The following is a 20,885-nucleotide window of genomic DNA, read 5'->3' as shown; positions in this document are numbered from 1 at the left end:
GGTGTGGGGGTCGGCGCGCCGGGTGCCGTGTTCACACACATGCTCGGCGCCGATCCTCGGGGGACGACCCCCGCCGGTCAGGACACGCGCGGCCGGGCCGGGGCGGATACTCCCCCGGCCTCGCACCCGACGCACCGTCTCCCGAGGGGATGCGTCCGCGTCACCGGGGCCGCCGGCCCGACGATCCGCGAAGGCCGAGCGTTCACCGGCGGCGGTCGACGGCCCGTGCGTTCCCCACACGTCCCGGACGAACCGGCGCCGCGACAACGGCACCCGGGGAGGCGGGACGGCGGCAGCGGGCCGCGGTGCGCCGACGAACCTCGCCCCGGGGCGCGACGGCGAGCTCGCACCGAACGCCCGGACGGAAACGACGAGTTCGTCGGGGCAAGAACGCTCCCACGCCCTCCTCCTCCGGGTCGGCACCGACCCACCACCGTCCGGCAACCGGCACGATTCACCGAATCCCGGGGACCCGCTTCGCCGACCGAGAAGGGGGGCCCGAACAGTCCACGCGCACCCCGAAGTCCCTTCCCAGGAAAGGTGGGTTCCCGCCCGGCGGCCCGGGGAAGGGGGCACCCGCCGACCCGACAACACGCACACCGGACCCCGAAATAGGGGCCCGGCGCACTCCACTCGATGGCCTTACGAAGCCGGAAATACCTCCTGCTGCTCACGCAGAGCATGAACAATCCGACTCAGGGCGTGAGAAACAGCTCCGCCGGTACCGAGACTGCTACCGGGCCCATGCACCGTCGCGTCGGCACCCCGTACCCGGATAACACCTGCCTTTTCCTGGTTGATGTCCACGGCGTCCAATATCCGGAACTCAACACGGTCGGATGCCCTGTGCAGGGTCCGCAGGCCCAACGCCATCGCCTCTTGCTCCACCGAGGTGGGCGGACGCAGAACCCCCCAGCCCTCACTCATGTACGCCACGGCCACCAACGGCGCCGCCAGATAGGGCAGCCGCGTAACCGCTGGCGGAACGTCCTCGCAGCGGCTCGCCAACAGTTTGAGCGAGTCCGCCGGATTCGCTTCCTCCTGCCGACCGGCCACGTTCCTCCATGACACCCACAGGCGTCGGGGAACTACACGCAACTCGATGGACCGAGAACGCCGATCGGCCAGATGCACCGTAAACAGGCGCGGCGGCTGATCCCACCCCCGCCGTTCGCCCTGACGCTTTTCGATCGAAAAGAGAGCCTTCTTCAAGGCTTCCACCGCATCCGACGGATCGTCAACAATACCCAGAGGAAGACCCGGGATATCCACCCTGAATTTCTCCCAAAAACGCCCCAGAGACTCCGTCACCGAAAACCGCCATTCGCTCGAATTTGAATTGACGGACTAATTCTAGTTTCCCGAAGGACGGAAGAATCCTCCCCCGAACCCCTCCCTGGATTGCCTGCTCCAGGGAAGGGAAGCACAGATATTTGGCGGTTCCGAGAATCGCTATATTGGTTCTAGAACCTGTGGAACCAACGAGCGAATAGAGGATCTGATGATCTATCCGGACGAGAACAGCGCGGACGAATTGCAGGCCATCTATGAGGCCAGCCTCGACGTGGACATGGAAATGGCCGAGGCCTGCGCCGTCGGCGACCGCATCGCGGCTATACACAAGGCCGGGGGCTGCGCTCACATGTCTGCCCAGGGATACCGGCCCAACCTTGGCGACCCGGACCTTGGGCCCGGTCAGTTGCGCTGCACCGCCTCGGACGCGTGCCAGCGCGTATTTCCTTCCCAACAAGCGTGGTACGACGCCATGGATCAGGCATTGGAGGACTGAGGACGTCTCGCCCGAGGGCAGCGGGGATCGCCCCAACGAACACGGTCGGGTACGGATCGCCGACCATGAGCACGGGGCGGTCAACGATGGCGGCCCTGCTCGCCTGGGAAGCCGAGGCTCCCGGGCGTGCGTGACCGAATTGCGGTGCTCGTGGCATTCCACTGCGGGCAACACGTCCCGCCTCAGCAGCCGGATCCGGTGTCCGCGGTCGAACCATCGGGATCGCGAAAGTGGGGCAGGACCGAGCCATTCACAATCGCACAGGTGGCTCTCGCTCCCGTTGCCCGGGTGGCCCTGGGGGCCCTGTCGGAAACACTCGCGAACTGGTGACTCGCGAGCCCGGCCCATCGGGAATCCCGCCGTGTCCGCCGACCATCCCAACGCCCCCCGCGCAATCCCGCGGCCGCGCCCGGCACGGGTAGCCACCCGCTGTCCGACTCATCGCGTCGACGACGCTCGGGCGCTACACGCCGGTTCCCCCGTCAAACGGCCACCGTCGCAACACCCGGTGGCCCAACTCGGTCAGGCCGGGCACCGTCCATGTCCCGTCGTCGCCCTCGCGCAGGGCGACCAGGCCCCGATCCCGGAACCCGACCAGGATCCGGCGATCCCATGCGGGATGGTAGGGGACGGGCATCTCCTCACGGATGACGCGAAGAACGTCCGCCTGCCGACGCGTCAGGACCTACCTGCGGCCGTCGCGGTCCACATACGACATCCGCCGGCCACCCGGCGTCGAAACCGCCTCCACCGGCGGGCGCGCCGGCACCGCCGGTGGCGCCGGAGCGAGTGGCAGCGCCTGCGGAGGCGGTGTCCCGGCCCGTGCGGCCAGGGCCGCGTCCAGACGGGAACGCAGCCCCGGCGAGGACGCGACACGGGAATCGAACGCGCTCCGAGCGACCCTCTCCTGCGTCGTCGCGGCCGCGACCGACACACCGCCCTCCACCAGAACCACCACCCGCGTGATCGCCTCGTCGGGAATCACTCGAGGCTGACCCCTACGCGCCGACGGCAATACGCCCTCCTCTGACGCCCGCAACCAGCGCTGCTTGCACAACCCCCGTGCTTAGGCTGCCTGTTCGCACCTGCTGTACACGTTCTTCGGCATGCGCGCCATTGTGGCCGCCGAACGGCCAATAGGCCCCCACGATCGCGGAACACCCGGCCTGCCGGCCGAAATCCTTCCCCGGACCGGCCCGCCGCAGGGAAGGGACTCGGCGCGCCCGTCACCGGCCGGGCGCCGCTTCCCAACCGCCGGCGCGGGCCCGACGCGCGGGCCGAGGGGGATCGGAAGGCGAACGCCCGCGTCACGGCCCCCGCCCGCCTGACGGCGGCACGGCAACCGGGGCGGAGAACGACACGTACGCAAGCGCGTTCGCGCCGAAGCGCACGCCCGGCGGTGACCCGTCGCGCGTTTTCGCGAACGGGCCACTGGCAAACGTCGCGGTGCCGAGTGCCTCACTTCGGGAATCGGAGACCGACAGGCGGTGTGGTGTCGGGCGCGAGACCGGTGACCACCGGCACAGAGACACCAGCCATGGGTATCGACCGCACGCCCGTTTCGAGGGATTTCACGGCCACCCGCAGGTCGTTCGGGTAGTCCCGCAGGAGCACGCGCCCGCCCGGCAGACACACGGCAAACATGTCGTGGCTCGTATAGCCGCGCCCGGCGTAGTAGGCGTCGAGATCGGACGCATGGAACAGGGTCACCAATCCCCGGCCGGCGGCGCGCAGATCGTTTTCTGCCCGTTCCATCAGAGCACGTCCCACGCCGGAACGGCGAGACTCCGGACGCACGGGCAAGCCCAGCACGGTGGCGATCCGCTGCCCCAGGAACGCACGCCACGGCACCATCTCGGGATGGTCGTACAGCCATTCCGGAGGGCCGGCCAACAGAGCACCGACGACATGCCCGGCGTCCACCGCGACCAGGGCGAGCCGGCCGAGCGAACGCAGCGACCACGACCCGGACGCACTGATCAGACGGCGGATCGTCAACAGCGCGTCCGGCTCCACATCGGGATCGGCCAGCATCATGAGTTCCACGAACATGTCGACGTCACCCGCGCACGCCTCTCGAACGACCAGACCCTCACGCATGGCGCTACCAACGCCGGCACCCGCGTGCGCAGCCACAGACACGACGACTCCGGCATCCGCGCGGCTCACGTCGGGGCGCGACCATCCGCTGCCCCCATCACCCTCGATCACACGGCGCAACACCGCGAGCCGAAGTGCCGTTTCCCCGGGCGTGAGCGCACGGTTCGGGTTCGGGTACGACGGACCCATCCCGAATGCCTGTGCAACGCGTGCGCCAACGCGGTTAGTGTGGCGCCGAGCTCCTGACGCCGATACATCAATTCCCGATGGTGGACCGCGAGCGCATCGTGATGGATATCGAGCGGCGCACTCGGGCGCAGAACCTCAGACACGACATGAACTCCCGAAACACTCGCCTACGGACAGACGGGCCGCGCAACAAAGCACGGAAGACCGGATCGGAATGCGGCGGGCCCGAGAACGAAATTCACCCTAGGACCCCATCACGACACCCGAGAACAACAACATCCCTTCCCCGGATCGCCCGATCCGGGGAAGGGAACCACGGGGAGTCTGTTGCAACCTGGAGTTTGTAGCATGGGGCCACTGACCGTGAATACGACGGATGAGTTCGGGGTTTTTCCATGAGCCATGAGGACCGGTGGCACGAAACCGATGCCGACCGCCACGATGTGTGGATGTACAGCGGCCGGCCATGTTCGAACTGCGAGTCGGAACCGGCCGAGAACGGCGGTCACTTCTGCTCGGACGAATGCAAGGCCGAGTGGGAAGGCGCAGACGATACGGAGGACGGCCCGCACACGCCCTGACCCGCGAGCGGACGCGAATTCCCGGGGGTGCCCCTATCGATTGGGCACCCCCCGGGAGCGCCACGGAATGTCACATGCGGATGCGACATCGACCCCACGACCTAATGTCCCTCGGCGGGCAGAGGACATCAGCAGGCCACCGACGGAAGAGCCTCCACGGTTGGCCCGTACATCCATGGCACGGCTTGCACCTGTCCGAGAGACGAGGTCCCTTCCCCGGAAACGTCGACTCCGGGGAAGGGTGGCCGTGCTGGCGGCGGCGCCGTGAGTCCGGCCGGTGTAGGCGCGACGGTGGGCGCGGCACCTCGACGTGTCTCGTCTCGGTTCACGGCCGGCGGGAGTGCGGTTCCGCGTGGTAATGCCGCTTCGGAAGAGTCCACATCTCTGGAAGCGGCACTACCAAGGGAATCGCGGTGCTAGGAGCGGAGCCTGCGTCCGTCGAACCATGCATTTTCGGGCATGTCGGTGCCCGGAAGCAGGCCGTTGATCACCGGTCCGGGAATCCCGAACACGCTGGCCAGACGCGCACGTGGGTGCAGTGACCGGGCGGATACACGAGTGTCATCGATGCGCACGGAAATGAGGCTGCTGGGCAGGTTCACGACGATTGCGTTGTGGTTGGTGTACCCCAGGCGAGCGTAGTAGTCGTCAAGGTGGGCCGGATGTTCGAGGGTCATGACTCGCCAGCCGGCGGCCTTGAACTCTTCCTCTGCCTGCCGAATGAGAGATCGCCCCACGCCTTTGTAGCGGTACTCGGGGTGCACCGCGACGCCATGCACGTTCGCGACTCTCCGAGACAGTGGTATTTCGAACTGGGTCGGGATACCGACGTGCGTGAACACCCACTTGGGTATCCCAGCGAGCAGCGCACCGACAAGCTTCCCTGTTTCGTCCACGGCAACGAGAGCCAAAAGCCCCTCCCCTTCCAGGGGGGCGCCGTGGCGAGTGAGAACGAATTCCCGGGCTTCGCCGTACGGATCCGGATGATCGGGGTCCGCGAGCGCTATGAGAGTCATGAACTGGTTGACGTCCGTCGGGTGGGCTTTACGCATGGTGAACGAGAATCCGCGCATACGGTGCAATCCCCTGTGATGAGATGTCCGATTGAGCGGTCGCATATCGATCGTAAAATCGAAGCTTTGTCGACGACCGCGATTAACCCTAGAACGGAAATCGCGCACCTCGAGCACGACGGGACCCCTCCCCGAACCGGCCCGATTCCGGGAAGGGGCGCGCCCGGGGAATGAGAATCGCGAATCGCCCTAGATTGATTGCAAAGGACCGGGTCGGCCGGCCATTCGACAGGAGATCACCGTGGACGGAAATTGCCCCGATTGGAAATCCGCTGTCGATCTCGCGCGGCGACTGACGGCGTGCCATGACGCCGGGGAGTGCGCCGAGATCCTGGTCACCGCATGCGAGGCTGACCTCGTCTGGAGGGCGGCACTGCACCTGGCCCGGGATGTCGCCGACACCTGCCCCACCGTCGCCAGGGACCCCAAGGGCGCTCCGTGCTGACTCGCCTTGGCCCACCGAAGTGGCTTGCGGGACCAATGGCGGCCCCACCTGGTGGGCTGTGCCGACCGCGCAATACTCCAGGAGCCGGATGATCTCGAACTCGACGTGCGGATCTCCCGGACGGACAGACCCGCAGTCGTCGAGACCCGCGCGAACGCCTCGCTGGTGTGGGCGGACCCTACGGACTACTGGGGACAACTGGAGGGGTCACTGACGGGTCCTTGCGGCAATGGCCGCGCGCATCCGCGCGGAGGTTGTCCCGGCCCGGCGGGAGTTGAACGAGGTCCTGGCTAGGCGCACCGAGGTGGCCCGCGCCGCTCTCGACGACTTCCTCGCCGAGGCGGTCTAGACCGTGGGGCCGAACGCCCGGATCGAATGCGGCAGTCGACCGGCGGTGGCGTCACTGCGCTGGGACGGCGGAGCAGCGCACCTGCACGCCGACGGCCACGGCCGGATCCGCGCCGCCGCACTCACGCTGAAGGATCTCGACGGCACCGCGACCCTGCACACCGCCTTCACGGGGGGGTTCGACGCCCGACGGCACGAAGCGCGGTCGGGCGCCGCGTTCCGCAGAGCGCGCGTAAACGGCATGACATGGGTCATCCCCGCGTCTGCCGTGAGGGCCGCGCGCGACCAATCCCGTTCGAACGCGCGCCGGGCACCGATCACCAGACGCCCGTTGGCCCTTCCCGTCGGCCCGGTCCGACCGAGAGCTCTGCCGACCACGGCGCTCCTGTCGCGACGAGCCGGAGCAATCGTCCGGACCCGAGCCGCGCCCTTCTTGTCAAGAGGACCCGTCGGGTCCCGGCCGGATCGTCATGTCACCCACACGCGGGTCCCCCGGGTGGTTCGTGTGTCCTGGTCGTGCGCGAGTGTGCGATGTGGGGGTCGGCGCGCCGGGTGCCGTGTTCACACACATGCTCGGCGCCGATCCTCGGGGGACGACCCCCGCCGGTCAGGACACGCGCGGCCGGGCCGAGGCGGATACTCCCCGGCCTCGCACCCGACGCACCGTCTCCCGAGGGGATGCGTCCGCGTCACCGGGGCCGCCGGCCCGACGATCCGCGAAGGCCGAGCGTTCACCGGCGGCGGTCGACGGCCCGTGCGTTCCCCACACGTCCCGGACGAACCGGCGCCGCGACAACGGCACCCGGGGAGGCGTGACAGCGCAGGCGAGCCCGGACCGAACGCCCAGGCAGGGTCGACGGGTTCACACGTCGGGCCAACGGGCGTTGCCGTACTCGTGTGCCGCACCGTCGCCGCCGAGAGCCACCACGCAGCTCCCCGTACCGACCCGACGCGGCACCGCACCTCACGACATCGCACCGCAACCCGCGCCTGGTGCAACCCAGGAGGCAGGGCGTGGGACGCCGCCAGGCCGCCGATGCTCGTGCGGCCGGTAGGCACGATGATGGCGATCTCGAAGAGCGATTCACGCGGCTGCAGCCATTCGGACGGCGTGTGCCACCAGCGCGGCCGCCGTGGACCGACGCAGCGGCACATCCCACGAGACGGTGGTGAGGTGGTCATTGCGGCGCAGCGCGCTGCGGCCTTCTTCGTACGTGAAGGCGATTCCGTGTAGGCCGGGCAGCCGGTCGGGAAACACCGCGGCGGGCCCGGGTGAGCATGCGGCAAGGTCGGCGGCCAGGTGCCGAAGGTGGTCTGCGTCGTGGTTGCATGGTCCGTGGCAGTGGACCAGGGCCAGCCGGGGGCCTTCCGGCGTTTCGTACACGGCGTGGCGTGTACCGGTGCCCAGCCACGTTTCGCGGACGACCGCCGTCGCGGCGGCGGGGTTGTCGCGGGTCAGCCAGAACGCTTGGCCGTCGTCGTCGTGCCACGCCCAGCCGACGTGGACGCCGGGGGCGCGGCGAACCTCCTGCCACGTCGCCGGGGTCGCCGTCCGCTCGTCGGGCCACACGTACAGGTCCAGCGTGCTCCGGCCGGCGGCCGGATCCACCCACAGCGCTCCCGGCGTCGGCAGCAGGGGCCGCACGCGGGCGAGGAACACCGCGACGCCCGGGGGCCATTCCAGACCGTTTTCCCGCGCCAGGACACGGGCCTGCACCGGGCATTGCCCACACCGCCCCGGCGCCCGGCGGTGACAGCGTTCATACCCTCCCCAGCGTTGACGGCCGGTCATCGACTCGAACAGCGTCGGAAAATCGGTCGGTTGCCAACCGCACTGATGACGTCGGTCGAGTGGGCGTTCAACGACAACCTGTTCCACCCTTTGCCGTCCGGCCCCGCAGAGCCATAACCGGGCTGGTCGAGAAAGATCGGCATAACATGGACTCCCTGGTGAAAGAGACCCGCGCCCCCGCATGGGGGGCGGCCCGTAGACGAACCCGCCGCAGTCCTCCGCGTGGGCGTCTGCGTTGACGACGGGCGGTGGTGTCCGCGCCGGAGATGTGAACAACACCGCATGCGCATGAACGTGTGGGTGCCCAACCGATCGAAAGGCGGACGATGTGACATTCACCGCCCGAGGGCGAAGGTCCGGTACCTGCTACCGCAAAGCGGGTGAGGTGATCGGGCACCGCCCGGAGCGAACCAGCACCCGACTGCCCCCTCACCGTCCCGTCGTCGACCGCACCGTCCCGAGCGCCCGACAGCAACAGCGGGACCACACCCAGACCAAACCTCCACCCACGCAGCGGCACCACCCGCACACCGAACCCGCGGCCCGGCATCTGTTAGGACACCGCCGCCCTTGCCGCTTCGTGACAAAACACCAGGGGCGGTCACAGACACGACAGCGTCATCACAACGGGCAGCCGGGATGACCACCACCCGGGGCGAACGGCACCGGCGGCCCGCGACACCACTTACACATCCCCACCCACTCCGACGGACATCCCCGAACCCCTCCCCCGGGCCCGCCGCAGCCACGGGGAAGGGATGAGTGCCGGCCCACGATCGAAGTCGATTCGCTCCGAGCCGGCAGGCGGGTGGTTTCCCGGGGCCTTCGGCGAATTCCGGGGCGCCTGCTCCAGGCGAGTCGGCTAACTCGCCGGAACGGGCGCGGGAACCTCTGGGTTCTCGGATGAGCGCCCGAGCGGCACGAATGGGCCGCTCGGGCGGACCTCAAACGGTCGCAGAACCGTTGATCACGTCCAGGCAATCCAGGTAAAGCGTCGTGACGTTCTCGATACCATACGGCTGCGCCGCGAGTCCTCGAAAGCGCGATTCTGCCGTCGCTACTTTTTCACGATCTTCGGGATCCGTCAGAAACTCCCACGTGGAATCTACGAATGCGGCGGCATGAACCAACACCTGTCGAACCCAGACAGCAGCCTCTTCGGGCCTGGGATGATCAATAACGTGCATCAGCAGGGACGCCATAACGGAAGCACTCGGCATCTCTTCCGCAGCCGGACGCCACAGCCGCGACGCAGGATGGCCAAGCTCGTCGCGCAATTCCATTGGGCACTTGTTCATGGCGATCACCGCAAGCGTGAGCGGAAGGCTCCATGCCCTCCCCCCGAGCGCAAGTATCGCCCGATCCCGCATGCGCGTCCGCCGGGCTCCGCTGGTGCATTTCTCCAACAATTCCGATGCGCGAATCGAGAAAGCCCATGCTTCGTCTTCGTTCACGAAATATCCTCCAGATTCTTTTGGGCGCGTTGGCCACGTATCGAAAATAGCGAATTCGGGCGCACGCAATCTATCCACGCATCCCTTCCCTGGACCGCCTGATTCCGGGAAGGGAACTCGTGGAAAGAGTTCGCAGGACGGGTCCGCTGCCGTGAACGCAACAGATGAATCCGAGATTTCCGTGACCTACTGGGATTGGCGCACGAGACCGAGGCCGACCGCACGCCTTGAGCACCGGTCGACCCGGCGCAAATCGCGAGACGAACCCAGTCTGCGAATGGTGATTTCTTCTACTCGGGCGCTTGCAGAGCGGAGTGGGAGGGCACGGACGACGGAGCTTGTCACCATACGAGGGGTTCCTGTACCGAACGGGGCGCACTCAGGAACCGACCGAAGTGCTCAGCGAAGATCGGAATCGACCTACTTTGGCACGACCGGACCGGCAGCGGCTCAAGGCGTTCGCCGGAGCTTCCCTCGAGTCTGCGCGCGCTCCGGACCGTCCTGGGCTGAGGGAAGGGCACAGCTGGCCACGCGACGCTCGTGGCGCTCATGAGGGGCCTGGGGCCCGCAGCCCCGCGCAGGGTGGTTGGAGGGGGCGCGGGGCACGAGTCGATCAGAAGCGCAAGCGCTCGCCGTCGTACCAGGCGCTTGGGGGAAGGCTCTCGAGAATTCCGGTGATCACAGGGACCGGGAGGCCGAAGATGACGGCTCTGCCCACACTCTCGTCGAGTGCCTTGGTGGCCACCAGGCTCCCGTCTGAGGAATCGAGCCGTAGCAGTGCGTCTTTGGACAGGTGTGCAGCGAAAGTGGTAAACGCCGTGTAACCCAGCGCTCTGTAGTACGGGATGAGTTCTGGCGAATGGACGAGGGTCACGATCGTTCGGCCCCCCGCATGGAACAGTGTCTCGGCGTGTCCGATCAGCGCGCGTCCCACACCTGTCCCACGGCACGCCGGGGTCACGAAGACGGAGGAGATGTATGCGACCCGTGTCATGAGCGGGAGCCGATAGGCAGGCGGGCAACTACGATCCTCTATCAACCATTGGGGGATACCGCCCAGGAGCGCCCCGATGGGTTTCCCATGGCGGCCGACGGCGACTAGAGCCAGTGTGTTGTTCGCTCGGAGTGAAACTCCTTCTTGATTGTCAATCGCCCGGCGCACATGCGGAAGGTTGGGGGATTCGGGGTTGATCTGACCGATAAGACCCACGAATGTATCTGCGTCCGCTCGTTGTGCATTGCGTATCGTGAAGTGTGCCGGTACGAGGCGGGCTCCGGCTGTTGAGTCGTCCGCAATCACGCGCAGGATACGACCAGCAAGAGCTCGAACGGACTCCTGGGGCATATCTCCGACGTAAGTTTTGTGGGCTATCTCTTGCACGTCCGTTAGCACCGCGCATAGTTCTGCGACGAGTTTCCGCAGAACATCCGGTTCACCGGACGTCTTGAGCTGGGTTTGAGGGGTTTCGGACATCTGCAACCTCCGTCGACGGGCGCGGATTTCGCGCAGGGATAGGGCGATGCGATTGACTTCCGTGTCTCGCGAGGAATTCCACTCTAGTTCCGATTCTTCGGTGCAACCGACCGGAATACCCTCCCCCGAACCGCCCGGCGCCGGGAAGGGTTCCTGATCGCTCCATGGGCATCGGGGAAATCCATACGATGGAGTCCACTGCTTTCGCCAGGGAGGCGATTTTGAACGTGGAACACCCGGATTGGGCACGCGCGGTTGCATCGGCGGATCAATTTCTGATCGCGACAGGACGGGGCGACATAGTGTCTCTTCTGTCGAAGACATGGAGCGAGGCCGGTCCGGATGGATTGGGACGGACCGCAATTGCCATGATCTTGGAGATTTGGAGAACATGCCCGGCGGAATATCGGGCAGCCGGCTCTCCGTCCTTCGAACTATTGAGCGAAAAGTTCCAGGATCACACCGCTTTCAGCCTCGCTACGACGACTGCTCTCGGTCGTGGCTGGAACTTCGTCACGCCTGATGACATCTCGGCTGCGGAGGAGGTGCTCGCATTGCTCGATTCGGCCGGTCTCCTCCTGAAAGGTTTGTGGAGAGCCATGGGCAGCGCCGACGCCATAGACACCGCCACGGTCGCTCTCGGGAATTTCGAACAACGGCCCGACCCCGGCCTCTTCTTGGCTCTCATTGTGCTCTGCGTGGCATCTGCCAAGGTCATACGGGATCACGAAGCAGAATAAACAACAAACGGGTGGGGCGCGGCGGTGACTTCACGGGGTTCCGCCGGCTTCCCGCCCATTCCCTTCCCCGTTGCGGGCCGACTCGGGGAAGGGTGCGGGGTTCACGGGCGATGTCGAAATCTCGGGTACCGTGGCGAAATATGACCGACCGCATATTTCGAAAGGCCACCGATGGAGATATCGGATCCGTACTTTCGCCCCGTGATCGAGCTCGCCGACAAATTGGCCGCCGCTCGAGTCGGAGATGAGCCCGGACTCGTACTGGAATTTGTACGACTTGGACTCGAACGTGTATGGGAAGTCACGATGATTCTCGTAGTAGACACGGCACGCGAATGTCCATCGCGTTTCCGAGACGAGCGGGGTCGTCCGAGCGTGCGAAGGATCTTCCCTCTTGGATGGACTCTGAGCGCGGCCGCCGAACGTATTGCGCGCGCCCGAGGCCGGCACTATGTGACCGTTTCTGACACAGTGTTGGCAACTTCGTACGTGAGAACGCTGCGTGCTGGCGGCGAGGTGGTTCAGAGGCTTTTGCACATCCAGCATGCGGTCGACGTCGCCGGCCAATCGTCGACCGAGGCTGTAGAGGAGATGTCGCGGATACTTCGCGGTCTGCCACCGGACCGCGCATTTGCCTCGGTGCTGCCAATCGCGGCAGACGCGCTGCGCATCGTTCGTTCGTAGGGCATTGTCAGTAGGCGCTGGGGGCATCAGCGGGTCTACCTCGGAAGAGATTCTGCGGTTGACCCGCGCGCCATCTGCGGCACGGCTGGGCCTGTCTGGCTGGCAAGGGCCCTCCCGCAAGCGTCGAGTCCGGGGAAGGACGTTCGTCGCGGCGGCGGCGAATCCGTGAATCCGATTCGGTGTGCCCACGACGGCCTGGCCGCGGCCCGTTGAGAACCCAGCCTCGGCGCTTCTCGGCTCGGTTTCGCGATGGGCGGAGCGTACCGAGGCCGCGGTCCTCGCAGCGTCGCGCACGGCTGCGATGGGAGCATCGGTCCGAAGGACAACGACGCAGTCCGCGGTGGATTACGATCCGCCGGAGTGCGAGGCGAGTTGGCCCATGTGTCGGCTGCGTGCACCAGCGACGGGTCCCGGGCGGGGCCCTGGCCGGGCCGGGTCGGGCAGCGCCATCGCGGCGCAGCGCCCGCTGGTTCCGCTGAGTCGCGCTCTCCAGGACGGCTCCGTCACCGTGCTCACCATCAACCGCATCAATGGCTTCCCGATCGTACTCGGCTTGGCGAGGAAGACGTCTTCGGGCGGTCGCCGTCGCAGGTGAAGGAGGCGATCGTCCGGGGCACCGCTCGTCAGGCCGGCGCCTTGCGGTGTCGGGGAATCACCAAGCCGCGTGATCGTCGCCTTCGGCTCCGGGGGAGCGATCGCCGAGCGTTCGACTGTGTCGTGTGGAGAACTGCAATCTTCAGCTTGTACGGGCCGTCCGACGCTGCGGTCCGGCGACATCGCGAAGAACCTGGCCTGCGTACACGTCGCTGGCATGTCCCTCGTGGTGAGCCCACACAGCGATGGCCATAGGAACTGCGCTGTCGGTGTAGGCGATAAAGACTATTCTGTCGCGTCGGAAGAGTACCCACTCCTGGTCGGGCTCGGGCGGGTAGTCCTCGACGACGTGACGCGCGTGTACCGCGTTGCGACAGCGCAGCGAGACGATCTCCAGATGCGGATGCATGCCGCTGTCGGCCGATGCCTTGCTCATGTCCCTTCGACCGGTGTGTGTCTGCGCACGCCGCTCCTGGCTTCCAGGGCTTCGGCCCTCGGGTGGGCATGTCGTTGCTGTCGACGGGTTGTGTCGTCGTCCGTCTGCTTCCTCCGAGGAGCTTTCAATACGGTGGCGTAGTGCGGCAGGGCTCCAGCGAAGACGTTTCAGCGTGATCGTCATGGTTCCTCGGTAGCTGGCGGCGCGGGATCCGAACGAATGGTAGACAGCCGACCCGACACCTGGCACGCCCCGCGCGGGCTGTCGGTTCAGCGTCCGGATCGGTGACACGGTGTTCGGCCATGCGGGTGTTGGCTTGCGGTGGTGCCTGAACCCCGCCGGCGTAGTCGCGGTCGACGAGTAGGCGTTGTTGACACATGTACTGAGATAGCGCGGTGTGGTCGGATTTTGTTCGTGTCGGCGCTCGTTCGTCGGATAGGTCGGGGTGGATTCTCCGGGTGCGGGCGAGGGGCCCCTCGGCCGTCAAGCTGGTAACCACGGGGCTCTTGCAACGCGAATGGTGGGCCCATGATCGTTACTGCGAGCCGGGCCTGTCGTTCCGGCTGGCAAATCCAAAGGGCCATCGGCGGCTTGCCCGTTCGGCGCTCAAGCGGCGTTAGGGGGGTGGGTGTCAACCCGATGGCACCGTTCACTCTCGGCGTGCTCTGCAGTCGTGGCGGGTCGTGTGTTTGAGCGAACTGGCATCGGTGGTGCGTCTGTCTGTCGCCTCCGTCCACTCGTGCACCGCATCACTTGGTGGGCGCGTCCGGGTCCGATGGTTGCGATCGAGTGCGCAGCAGGATGCGTCTGCCGTGTTTACGGGTGAGTCGAATCGGAACGCCGGAGGGTCGTCAACGGACCCGGATTTCGGTGCGTATGCGGTCCACCTGCGCCGCGTAGGCGTCCAGGTCGATGCGGGCGCCGATGATCTCGTTACCGGTGCCGCCGCTCCGCAGGACCCGAGCCGTCGTGGAGGTGTCGGTCCACGCACATACCGGTGCGAGCACCTCGGCTTGGGTGCTCTTTTTCTCGACGACGATCTGACAGACCAGAGGTTCGGTGGCGCCCGCCGGCAGGATCGTACGTGCGGTCCTTTCGACGGGCGTGCTGTGATCCTCCTTGCTCAGGATCTGGAGGAGTGTGTCGCGGGCCTTCGCGGGGTCCGAGAGGGCGCCGTACGCGCCGTCGATGCGGAGGGCACCCCCAGTGTCGCCGGCCGGCCTGTACACCGCGTTCATCAGTACCGGGTTGCCGACACCGGCCGTGATGAGGGCCTGTACGGCTTCACCGTTGGTCATGGGCGGTGGGGCGGTGGCGTCTCGGGTGTATTGGCCGGCACCGAGGGTGTCGGGCAAGGCGAGGCGCAGTCCTGCGTTGAGTGGTGTCCCGGTTCCGGTATTGGTTCCCGCGTCCTCGACCGCGCTGGCGGTGCGGGCGCCGGCGTCGCCGTTTTCGGTTCCGCAGCCGGCTGCGGCCATCACGGCCGTCAGACAGGATGCGAGAAGGATCATGCGCTTCACGGGTACCCCATGCCTGAGATGACACACGACCACGCCAGTGTGCCAGTCAGCTCGCCGAATGGCGCGCGAGCCCCTGAGAAAATGGCGGGCAACTCGACTGCATCGGAGGGTATTTGCCGGACTCCTCGTTGGCATAGCGCGGTTACGGACAGTCGGCGAAGCGCCGTGGTCCTTGAGGTTGTCAGCGCCCGATCGTCTACGGGCGGTCCCTTATGTCGTGCTGGCCCGTCTGCTCGTCGAACGAGGAATCCTGCGTCCGCTCGAACTACGAGCGGTGGTCGCGGAATGTCGACGGTTCGCGGTGCCGGGGTCGATGTCGCGCGGGTCTGCTTCTTTGGGGTTCGACCCCGCTGCGAGGTTCACGGCGTCCAGTCCCGTGGGGCCATCGATGGGACGGTGGTCGTGGGAGCTTTCCCTACGGGTGCTGCCGCAGATCGCTGCGCCGCTGCCGTGATGCTCACGGTCGACGCGTCTCGCCGTTTTGTCGGCTCCATGACACCTCGGGAGCCGAACTGCCGGCAAGCATCTCGAGGTGACTGCGGAGGTATACATTTCGTATATACGATTTTCAATGGTCGCTTCTGTTCCGACGAGGGGAGGTCCCATGGCCTCGGGCAAGGCAACACTGGGGGCCATCGACGTTCCGGGCATGACCGAAGGTCATCGAGCGAGTGTCGTCAGCATGCCGCATGAGGACAGAGTCATTCGCGACGCCGATCGTCAGCGGGTGAGGACGGACGATGAGGAGCTGGTCGCCTACGGCGAAGCGCAGAAGCAACGCGGCAAGTTCCCCCTGGGTGTCGAGGCGTCCCTCAGAGCGTCGCGCAGCTTGCCCGAGACTGCGACTCCGGCGTCGTCGCCGCGTGCCCGCCGCGACTTCCCCGACGACACGCTGCCTCGGCTTCCGCTGTCGAAGAACCAACGCGTGCAACGTGCCCGACGCAAGGCCAAGGCGCTGTCGAAGACTCCTCAGACGGAGCTTCGAGCAGTCGGGGAACTCGCCGACGATGTGACGGAGTTGAACCGTTTGAACGCGGCGCTGTACGCGGTGACCAGCGACGTGAACGCATTGTCACCCGCCGATCAGGCAACGTGTCGTAGGGTGGATTCGGCGATTCGCCGATACGAAACCGCCGAAACCGTCGGCCAGGACCATCTGCTGTACGCCGAGGTGCAGATTCCGGGAACGGTAGTGGCACCCAATATGCCGGGATATACCCGACATGCGTTTCCGGTGGGGTCGAAGGTGTATGTGGACACCTATATGCCTACCAGTCACAGTCTCGACGCGGTGTCGTCCAAGGACAGCGCGGACGAGCGACGCAGACCGGTGTTCGAGATCCAGACGAGACGGGGCATGTATATGGGCAAGGGCGCGACCGCAAGGCCGCAGGACACCGGGCACCTGCTGCCTCGGGCAATGAGCTACAAGGTCGCAGGTGTTCGAGAAGTGGACTACGTGGACGACCAGGGACATCTGGGTTCTCGAACCGTGGTCCAGCTCGTCGACGCCGACGAGTCCGAGTAGGTCACCACGATCGTGGGACCGCAAGACAAGGGAGATGACGATGGCGGCACCGCGGAAGAAGCAGAGCTCGATGATCAAGGATGCCAACGGCAGGATCGTGGATCTGGTGGCGCCGGACTGGTTCGGCCGTGTCGTGGCCGCACCGGAGGTGCGGGTGACCACTCCGGACGGCGAAACTCACCACGTTGGCGCCGATCGGCCCGAGGCCTGAGCGCTGCTCATCACGCGCAAGCCCGCCGACAGGGTCGAGGTTGAGGTCGGCATCGCCCGGCGGGCTGATAGCAACCGATCACAGCCTTCCGCAGATGGTCTTCGTCGTCCACTCGCAACCTTGTGGCGTCGAAGCCCTGGGGGCTCACCGTGGGTCCATAGCGCCGTCGGACCGTCGCAATCGGGTCCGGAACCTTATATCGGCTGCCGGAACGCGTACTACTCGTCGGCGTCTTCGTGTGCCAAGGTGGTGTGTACTGAGGCAACCCAGGACCAGTCGGAGCCGCACAGGTGGCGCGAGGGCGCTCTGCATTTCGGGGCGTCCTCGCGCGTACTCGGCCGCTTTCCCAGGAGGCCGCCGTTGCCGCCGCGACGACGTAAAGCATTCTTCGTTCCCGGGGAACCGGCGCCGGACCGGTTGCCCGAACCCGATGACCATCATGCGGAGATGCCCGAGCGGGTGCCGCCTCCGCTTGCCGGGCAATCCTCGTCGGCCATGTCGGACACCTCCCCGCCTCGGTCTCGGAAGTACGCCCGCCGCTCGGAGACGCGCCCGGGGCGGCGCGCCGCAGAACGTTCGGCCGGTCCGGCCGTCGATATCCGCGTCGAGGGGTCGCATCAGGTGCTGATCCTGCCCTGTGCGGGAGGCGTCGGTGGTACGACGCTGTGCGCCTTGCTGGGCACGGAATTGGCGCTCGCGCGAAGCGGCCGGGTGGTGGCTGTCGACATCCATCCGAACGGTGGCTCCCTGGGGGTCCGTTTTCCCCACCGGACCGACGCATCGGTGCGGTCCCTGGCGGAGGCGGTCGTCGAGCGCGGGAGGTTGACCGCGGTGCAGGTCGAGGCCTTTCTCCAGGACACGGCAAGTCGCCTCGGTGTGCTGACGTCTCCGCGGGCCCCCGAGGTCACCGAAGCGTTGAGCACTGCGGAGTTGCGGCGGGTGACCGAGGTCCTGCAGGAGTACCACCAGTTCCTGGTACTCGACGGGTGCAGTGATCTCACGCACGCCCTGACCCAGGCGACGCTGTGCACGGCGTCCCACTTGGCACTGGTCGTTGGAACAGGGGTCGACGGGGCGGTTGCCGCGGCGGACACGGTGAAATGGCTGCGGCACAACGGCTTCGAGGAACTCCTGTCGCGGTCGGACGCGGTCGTCATCCGGCGCTCCGCGTCCCGAGGTGCCCGGCTGCCGGAACTCCGCGAGTATCTCGACTCGTTCTGCGCGTCGACGTCGCTCCTGCCCTACGACGCGCACTTGGCCCAAGGCGGTGTGTTGGATCGGCGCCTGGTGTCGACTTCCCTCCGGAAGGCGATGTCACCGATCCTGGCCAATGTGGTGCAGGGCATCGCACGTGCGTCCGCATCGACCGATTGACGCCGGCCGAGGCGTGAGGTTACCGTTTCCAGTTCCCCTGAACGTGCGTTCCATCGAAGGAAGCATGCCGGTGAACGACGAGCCCGAACGAGTCCTGCTGGCGCCGCGCGACACCTGCTTCCAGGCACAGGATGCCGATGCCGGACAGTTCGTGATCGCGACCCTGCCCTCCGGGGTCCTGGGTCGCTGGGGAATGTACCTCGCGGCTCTGGCGGGTGAGGATGTGCACGACCTCGACGACATCGAGTTCCTGTGTGCCCACGGTTTCGCAACCGGCGCCGACGCCGACGGCCTCACCGTCTCAGGAACGCGGCTGGTGGCGGTACACATCACCGAGGACCGTTACGAGGTGCTGTTCGGAGAGCACGTGCTCTTCACGGGCACAGCGCCGGCGGCCCGACCTCCCGTGGTGGAGGACGTGCTGCTCATCGTGGTGCCCGGGGTCGATGCGGCACCGGGTCTGGACGCAGCGTTGGGGTTGACGAGCGACCGTGGGGCGGCCGCGGCGATGGCACGTTGTGTTTGGACCGGTTGAGGCGTCGGGCGCCTCGTTTGTGGCCTCATCGGACCCGCACGCGTTGACCGGTTGCCGGAGCCGAAGGGTGAGGCATCGTGTCCGGCGTGACGTGGTGTCGTCGCGGCGCCCGTCCTTTGCGGACGGCATGAACAGAGCGCGCAATCGGTCGATCGTTCCCGACGGCGGGGTGCCGTCCGGACGGACGTGATCCCCTCTGCGGACCACCGCTGTTGACCCGCACGGCCAACTGCCTCATGGTGGTCGTCGTCGGTTCATGATCACCGCCGCATCCTTCCGGCACTCTCCTGTACGCAACCCCCCGAAAGGGACGGTTCGCGGGACCCGGGTTGTGCCATGCGCGTCCGCCACCCCGAAGCTCCGCACCGGCCGCGGCGCTGCAGGGGCCGGTGGTCTTCGCCTTCCTCGAGGAGTTCGCCGTGACACGTCCGCCACAGGCTTGTTTGCCTTCCCTCTTCGACCATTGCGCCGAGGTCTTCGCGGGCCATCGCGGCCACCCCTTGCGATTCGGTTGGCTCCGCAAGGTGCACGTTCGGCTCCAGGAGAATCCGGGACTCTTCGCGCGGTCGTTCGCGGCACGGGCCACCACTGAGTTGGGGGTGGGACGCCCGGCACAGGTGCCCGCGCTCCGGTACTGGAGCTCGGCTTTCGGTCTCATTCGCAGCAGCGGGCGAGGGTCGTACGAGGTCACGGAGCGGGGGCATTGGCTTCTGGACGACCCGGGCGACGGTCCGTCGGCCCGACAGGGAGCCGACCCGTGGCTCGAACGACCCGAGTCGCTGTGGTTGTTGCACTGGTGGCTCGGCGAGCCGGGGTGTGCATTTCCCACGTGGTTCCAACTCTTCTCGCGTGTTCGGTTCGGTGTGCAGGGCGAACTGCTCGTCGCGAGGGTCTCGGCCACCGCCGCGGCCGCCGGGTGGAAGCCGCCGGCACCGACGCGGATCCGCAGAGACATCGAGACCCTCGTCGACATGTACCGGACGTCCTCCCTCGACGCGGATCCCTTCGAGGATGTCGACCATCCGTTCAGGGCGTTGCGCCTTCTGGACGTGAATGACGCGGGATGGCTGCGGATGAATCGGCCTGTCGAAGTTCCGGGCCGAAAGGCTGTCGTCGCGTACGCGTGCCTGGACTACGCCGCACGAGTAGCGTCCGGCGCGTCCCTTTCGCTGGCGCGCCTCGGCGAGGACCCGGCGGGCCCGGGGTGCTTGTTGCGGGCCTCCCGAGAGGTCTTGCACACCGCGCTCGAGGACACGTCGCGCCGCGACTCGGGGAGCGCACTGGGGCTGCTCGGCTCCGTGGGCGAGGAGGCGCTGGCCTGCTCGTCGCCCTGGGAGATCGCCGCAGACCGTGTACTCGCGGAGCACTACGACGTCGACCGCGGACCTCGGGGCCATCTGTGGGACCGACGCCGTTGACAGCCTGCTGATCACCTCCGGCGGGCGTCGCGAATCCGCACTGTCTTCGGGACCCGCGGCCGGCTGCGCGGCGTCGCTCGTGTCGGGTCACGGCGGTCCCCACCGTCCGCGCGGCCGCGATACCGGCCGCCAGAACGGGCCGTCGCTGCCCCTGCCCCGTTCTCCCGCATACCAAAGGGCTGGTGTTCCGCGGCTGGCACGTCGCCCCGGGTCGGCAGCGATGGCTGCTTGCCGAACGATGCCTGCGGCGTAGTCGACTCGGACGAGGGAGTCGATGGCCATTCCGTGCGAGGACACCTGTATTCAAGCTAATTATGTATATACGATGGGTCGGGCGCGGGTACGCGCCACGGGTGAGGACCGAACGCCATTGGTCTCCACGGCTGTTCGGTGTCGCCGAGACGGACTGTGCTCCTCATCCGCAGCCCGTTTCGGCGCACCCGGCGTCCCGATGAACGGAGTTGCTGTGGCGGGCGAAACCATCATCACGGTCGTAGGGAATCTCACGGCGGACCCGGAGCTTCGCTACACCCCGGTCTCCCGTGGGTTCGTGAATTCTGAAGCCTCGACACCGGGGAACTCACGGGTGGGGGCCAGTGA

General features: G+C 66.7%; 17 protein-coding genes and 1 pseudogene. 9 read left to right on the top strand and 9 right to left on the bottom strand.

Going from position 1 to position 20,885, the window contains the following annotated elements; translation table 11 throughout:
* Positions 1-642: 642 nt before the first annotated feature.
* On the bottom strand, positions 643-1,311 hold the full coding sequence (locus B4N89_RS49405; RefSeq protein ID WP_143658434.1) for a hypothetical protein: 669 nt from the start codon (positions 1,309-1,311) through the stop codon (positions 643-645).
* A gap of 190 nt (positions 1,312-1,501) precedes the next feature.
* Here B4N89_RS49405 and B4N89_RS46230 point away from each other — a divergent pair, with 190 nt between their 5' ends.
* Positions 1,502-1,789: a hypothetical protein gene (locus tag B4N89_RS46230; protein ID WP_078982714.1), complete on the top strand. Its 288-nt coding sequence runs from the start codon at positions 1,502-1,504 to the stop codon at positions 1,787-1,789.
* A gap of 463 nt (positions 1,790-2,252) precedes the next feature.
* On the opposite strand, the gene B4N89_RS50500 is transcribed toward B4N89_RS46230, so the two are convergent.
* The 6 genes from B4N89_RS50500 to B4N89_RS46195 all read right to left on the bottom strand — a co-directional run bounded on the left by B4N89_RS50500 (position 2,253) and on the right by B4N89_RS46195 (position 11,245).
* Complete coding sequence (locus B4N89_RS50500) at positions 2,253-2,426, bottom strand: hypothetical protein (RefSeq protein ID WP_161501074.1); 174 nt, start codon at positions 2,424-2,426, stop codon at positions 2,253-2,255.
* An 821-nt stretch (positions 2,427-3,247) separates the two neighbouring features.
* Positions 3,248-4,078 (bottom strand): GNAT family N-acetyltransferase, encoded by an 831-nt coding sequence (locus B4N89_RS46220; protein ID WP_078982712.1) that lies wholly within the window; start codon positions 4,076-4,078, stop codon positions 3,248-3,250.
* 997 nt (positions 4,079-5,075) lie between these two features.
* Positions 5,076-5,849: a GNAT family N-acetyltransferase gene (locus tag B4N89_RS46210; RefSeq protein WP_143658433.1), complete on the bottom strand. Its 774-nt coding sequence runs from the start codon at positions 5,847-5,849 to the stop codon at positions 5,076-5,078.
* Between the two features lie 1,760 nt (positions 5,850-7,609).
* Positions 7,610-8,242 carry a hypothetical protein gene (locus B4N89_RS46200; RefSeq protein ID WP_078982708.1) on the bottom strand — a complete coding sequence of 211 codons (633 nt, stop codon included), beginning with the start codon at positions 8,240-8,242 and terminating at the stop codon, positions 7,610-7,612.
* Positions 8,243-9,261: 1,019 nt separating this feature from the next.
* On the bottom strand, positions 9,262-9,771 hold the full coding sequence (locus B4N89_RS49400; RefSeq protein WP_143658431.1) for a hypothetical protein: 510 nt from the start codon (positions 9,769-9,771) through the stop codon (positions 9,262-9,264).
* 613 nt (positions 9,772-10,384) lie between these two features.
* On the bottom strand, positions 10,385-11,245 hold the full coding sequence (locus tag B4N89_RS46195) for a GNAT family N-acetyltransferase (RefSeq protein ID WP_161501073.1): 861 nt from the start codon (positions 11,243-11,245) through the stop codon (positions 10,385-10,387).
* A gap of 164 nt (positions 11,246-11,409) precedes the next feature.
* Between B4N89_RS46195 and B4N89_RS50495 the strand changes: the two genes are divergently transcribed.
* Both B4N89_RS50495 and B4N89_RS49395 read left to right on the top strand, forming a co-directional pair.
* On the top strand, positions 11,410-11,985 hold the full coding sequence (locus B4N89_RS50495; protein WP_161501072.1) for a hypothetical protein: 576 nt from the start codon (positions 11,410-11,412) through the stop codon (positions 11,983-11,985).
* A gap of 201 nt (positions 11,986-12,186) precedes the next feature.
* Positions 12,187-12,669, top strand: coding sequence for a hypothetical protein (locus B4N89_RS49395; protein WP_143658429.1), 483 nt, complete (start codon positions 12,187-12,189; stop codon positions 12,667-12,669).
* A 736-nt stretch (positions 12,670-13,405) separates the two neighbouring features.
* Here the strand turns inward: B4N89_RS49395 and B4N89_RS46185 are convergent.
* Entirely contained in the window at positions 13,406-13,699 is a 294-nt protein-coding gene (locus tag B4N89_RS46185) for a hypothetical protein (protein WP_078982705.1), read from the bottom strand.
* 851 nt (positions 13,700-14,550) lie between these two features.
* A complete protein-coding gene (locus B4N89_RS46180) occupies positions 14,551-15,219 on the bottom strand; it encodes a hypothetical protein (RefSeq protein ID WP_143658427.1) in 669 nt (222 codons plus the stop codon).
* Positions 15,220-15,823: 604 nt separating this feature from the next.
* Between B4N89_RS46180 and B4N89_RS46175 the strand changes: the two genes are divergently transcribed.
* The 6 genes and pseudogenes from B4N89_RS46175 to B4N89_RS53670 all read left to right on the top strand — a co-directional run.
* Entirely contained in the window at positions 15,824-16,747 is a 924-nt protein-coding gene (locus tag B4N89_RS46175; protein ID WP_143658425.1) for a hypothetical protein, read from the top strand.
* Between the two features lie 34 nt (positions 16,748-16,781).
* Positions 16,782-16,958 (top strand): hypothetical protein, encoded by a 177-nt coding sequence (locus tag B4N89_RS50490; protein WP_161501071.1) that lies wholly within the window; start codon positions 16,782-16,784, stop codon positions 16,956-16,958.
* A 447-nt stretch (positions 16,959-17,405) separates the two neighbouring features.
* A complete protein-coding gene (locus B4N89_RS46165; RefSeq protein WP_143658423.1) occupies positions 17,406-18,332 on the top strand; it encodes a hypothetical protein in 927 nt (308 codons plus the stop codon).
* Between the two features lie 70 nt (positions 18,333-18,402).
* Positions 18,403-18,867: a hypothetical protein gene (locus B4N89_RS46160; RefSeq protein ID WP_143658421.1), complete on the top strand. Its 465-nt coding sequence runs from the start codon at positions 18,403-18,405 to the stop codon at positions 18,865-18,867.
* Between the two features lie 389 nt (positions 18,868-19,256).
* Positions 19,257-20,285 (top strand): DUF4007 family protein, encoded by a 1,029-nt coding sequence (locus B4N89_RS46155; protein WP_321170764.1) that lies wholly within the window; start codon positions 19,257-19,259, stop codon positions 20,283-20,285.
* A 466-nt stretch (positions 20,286-20,751) separates the two neighbouring features.
* Positions 20,752-20,859 (top strand): annotated as a pseudogene (locus tag B4N89_RS53670) (single-stranded DNA-binding protein); the annotation flags it as partial.
* Between the last annotated feature and the right edge of the window lie 26 nt (positions 20,860-20,885).

This window comes from Embleya scabrispora, from assembly GCF_002024165.1.
Classification (GTDB): Bacteria; Actinomycetota; Actinomycetes; order Streptomycetales; family Streptomycetaceae; genus Embleya; species Embleya scabrispora_A.
This window is presented reverse-complemented; position numbering and strand designations above follow the sequence as displayed.

Excerpts from the sequence above, each read along its gene's own strand:
- B4N89_RS46220 (WP_078982712.1), bottom strand. The coding sequence starts at position 4,078 with ATGGGTCCGTCGTACCCGAACCCGAACCGTGCGCTCACGCCCGGGGAA.
- B4N89_RS46175 (WP_143658425.1), top strand. The coding sequence starts at position 15,824 with ATGGCCTCGGGCAAGGCAACACTGGGGGCCATCGACGTTCCGGGCATG.
- B4N89_RS50495 (WP_161501072.1), top strand. The coding sequence starts at position 11,410 with ATGGGCATCGGGGAAATCCATACGATGGAGTCCACTGCTTTCGCCAGG.
- B4N89_RS50490 (WP_161501071.1), top strand. The coding sequence starts at position 16,782 with ATGACGATGGCGGCACCGCGGAAGAAGCAGAGCTCGATGATCAAGGAT.
- B4N89_RS46195 (WP_161501073.1), bottom strand. The coding sequence starts at position 11,245 with ATGTCCGAAACCCCTCAAACCCAGCTCAAGACGTCCGGTGAACCGGAT.
- B4N89_RS46230 (WP_078982714.1), top strand. The coding sequence starts at position 1,502 with ATGATCTATCCGGACGAGAACAGCGCGGACGAATTGCAGGCCATCTAT.
- B4N89_RS46185 (WP_078982705.1), bottom strand. The coding sequence starts at position 13,699 with ATGAGCAAGGCATCGGCCGACAGCGGCATGCATCCGCATCTGGAGATC.
- B4N89_RS50500 (WP_161501074.1), bottom strand. The coding sequence starts at position 2,426 with ATGCCCGTCCCCTACCATCCCGCATGGGATCGCCGGATCCTGGTCGGG.
- B4N89_RS46165 (WP_143658423.1), top strand. The coding sequence starts at position 17,406 with ATGCCCGAGCGGGTGCCGCCTCCGCTTGCCGGGCAATCCTCGTCGGCC.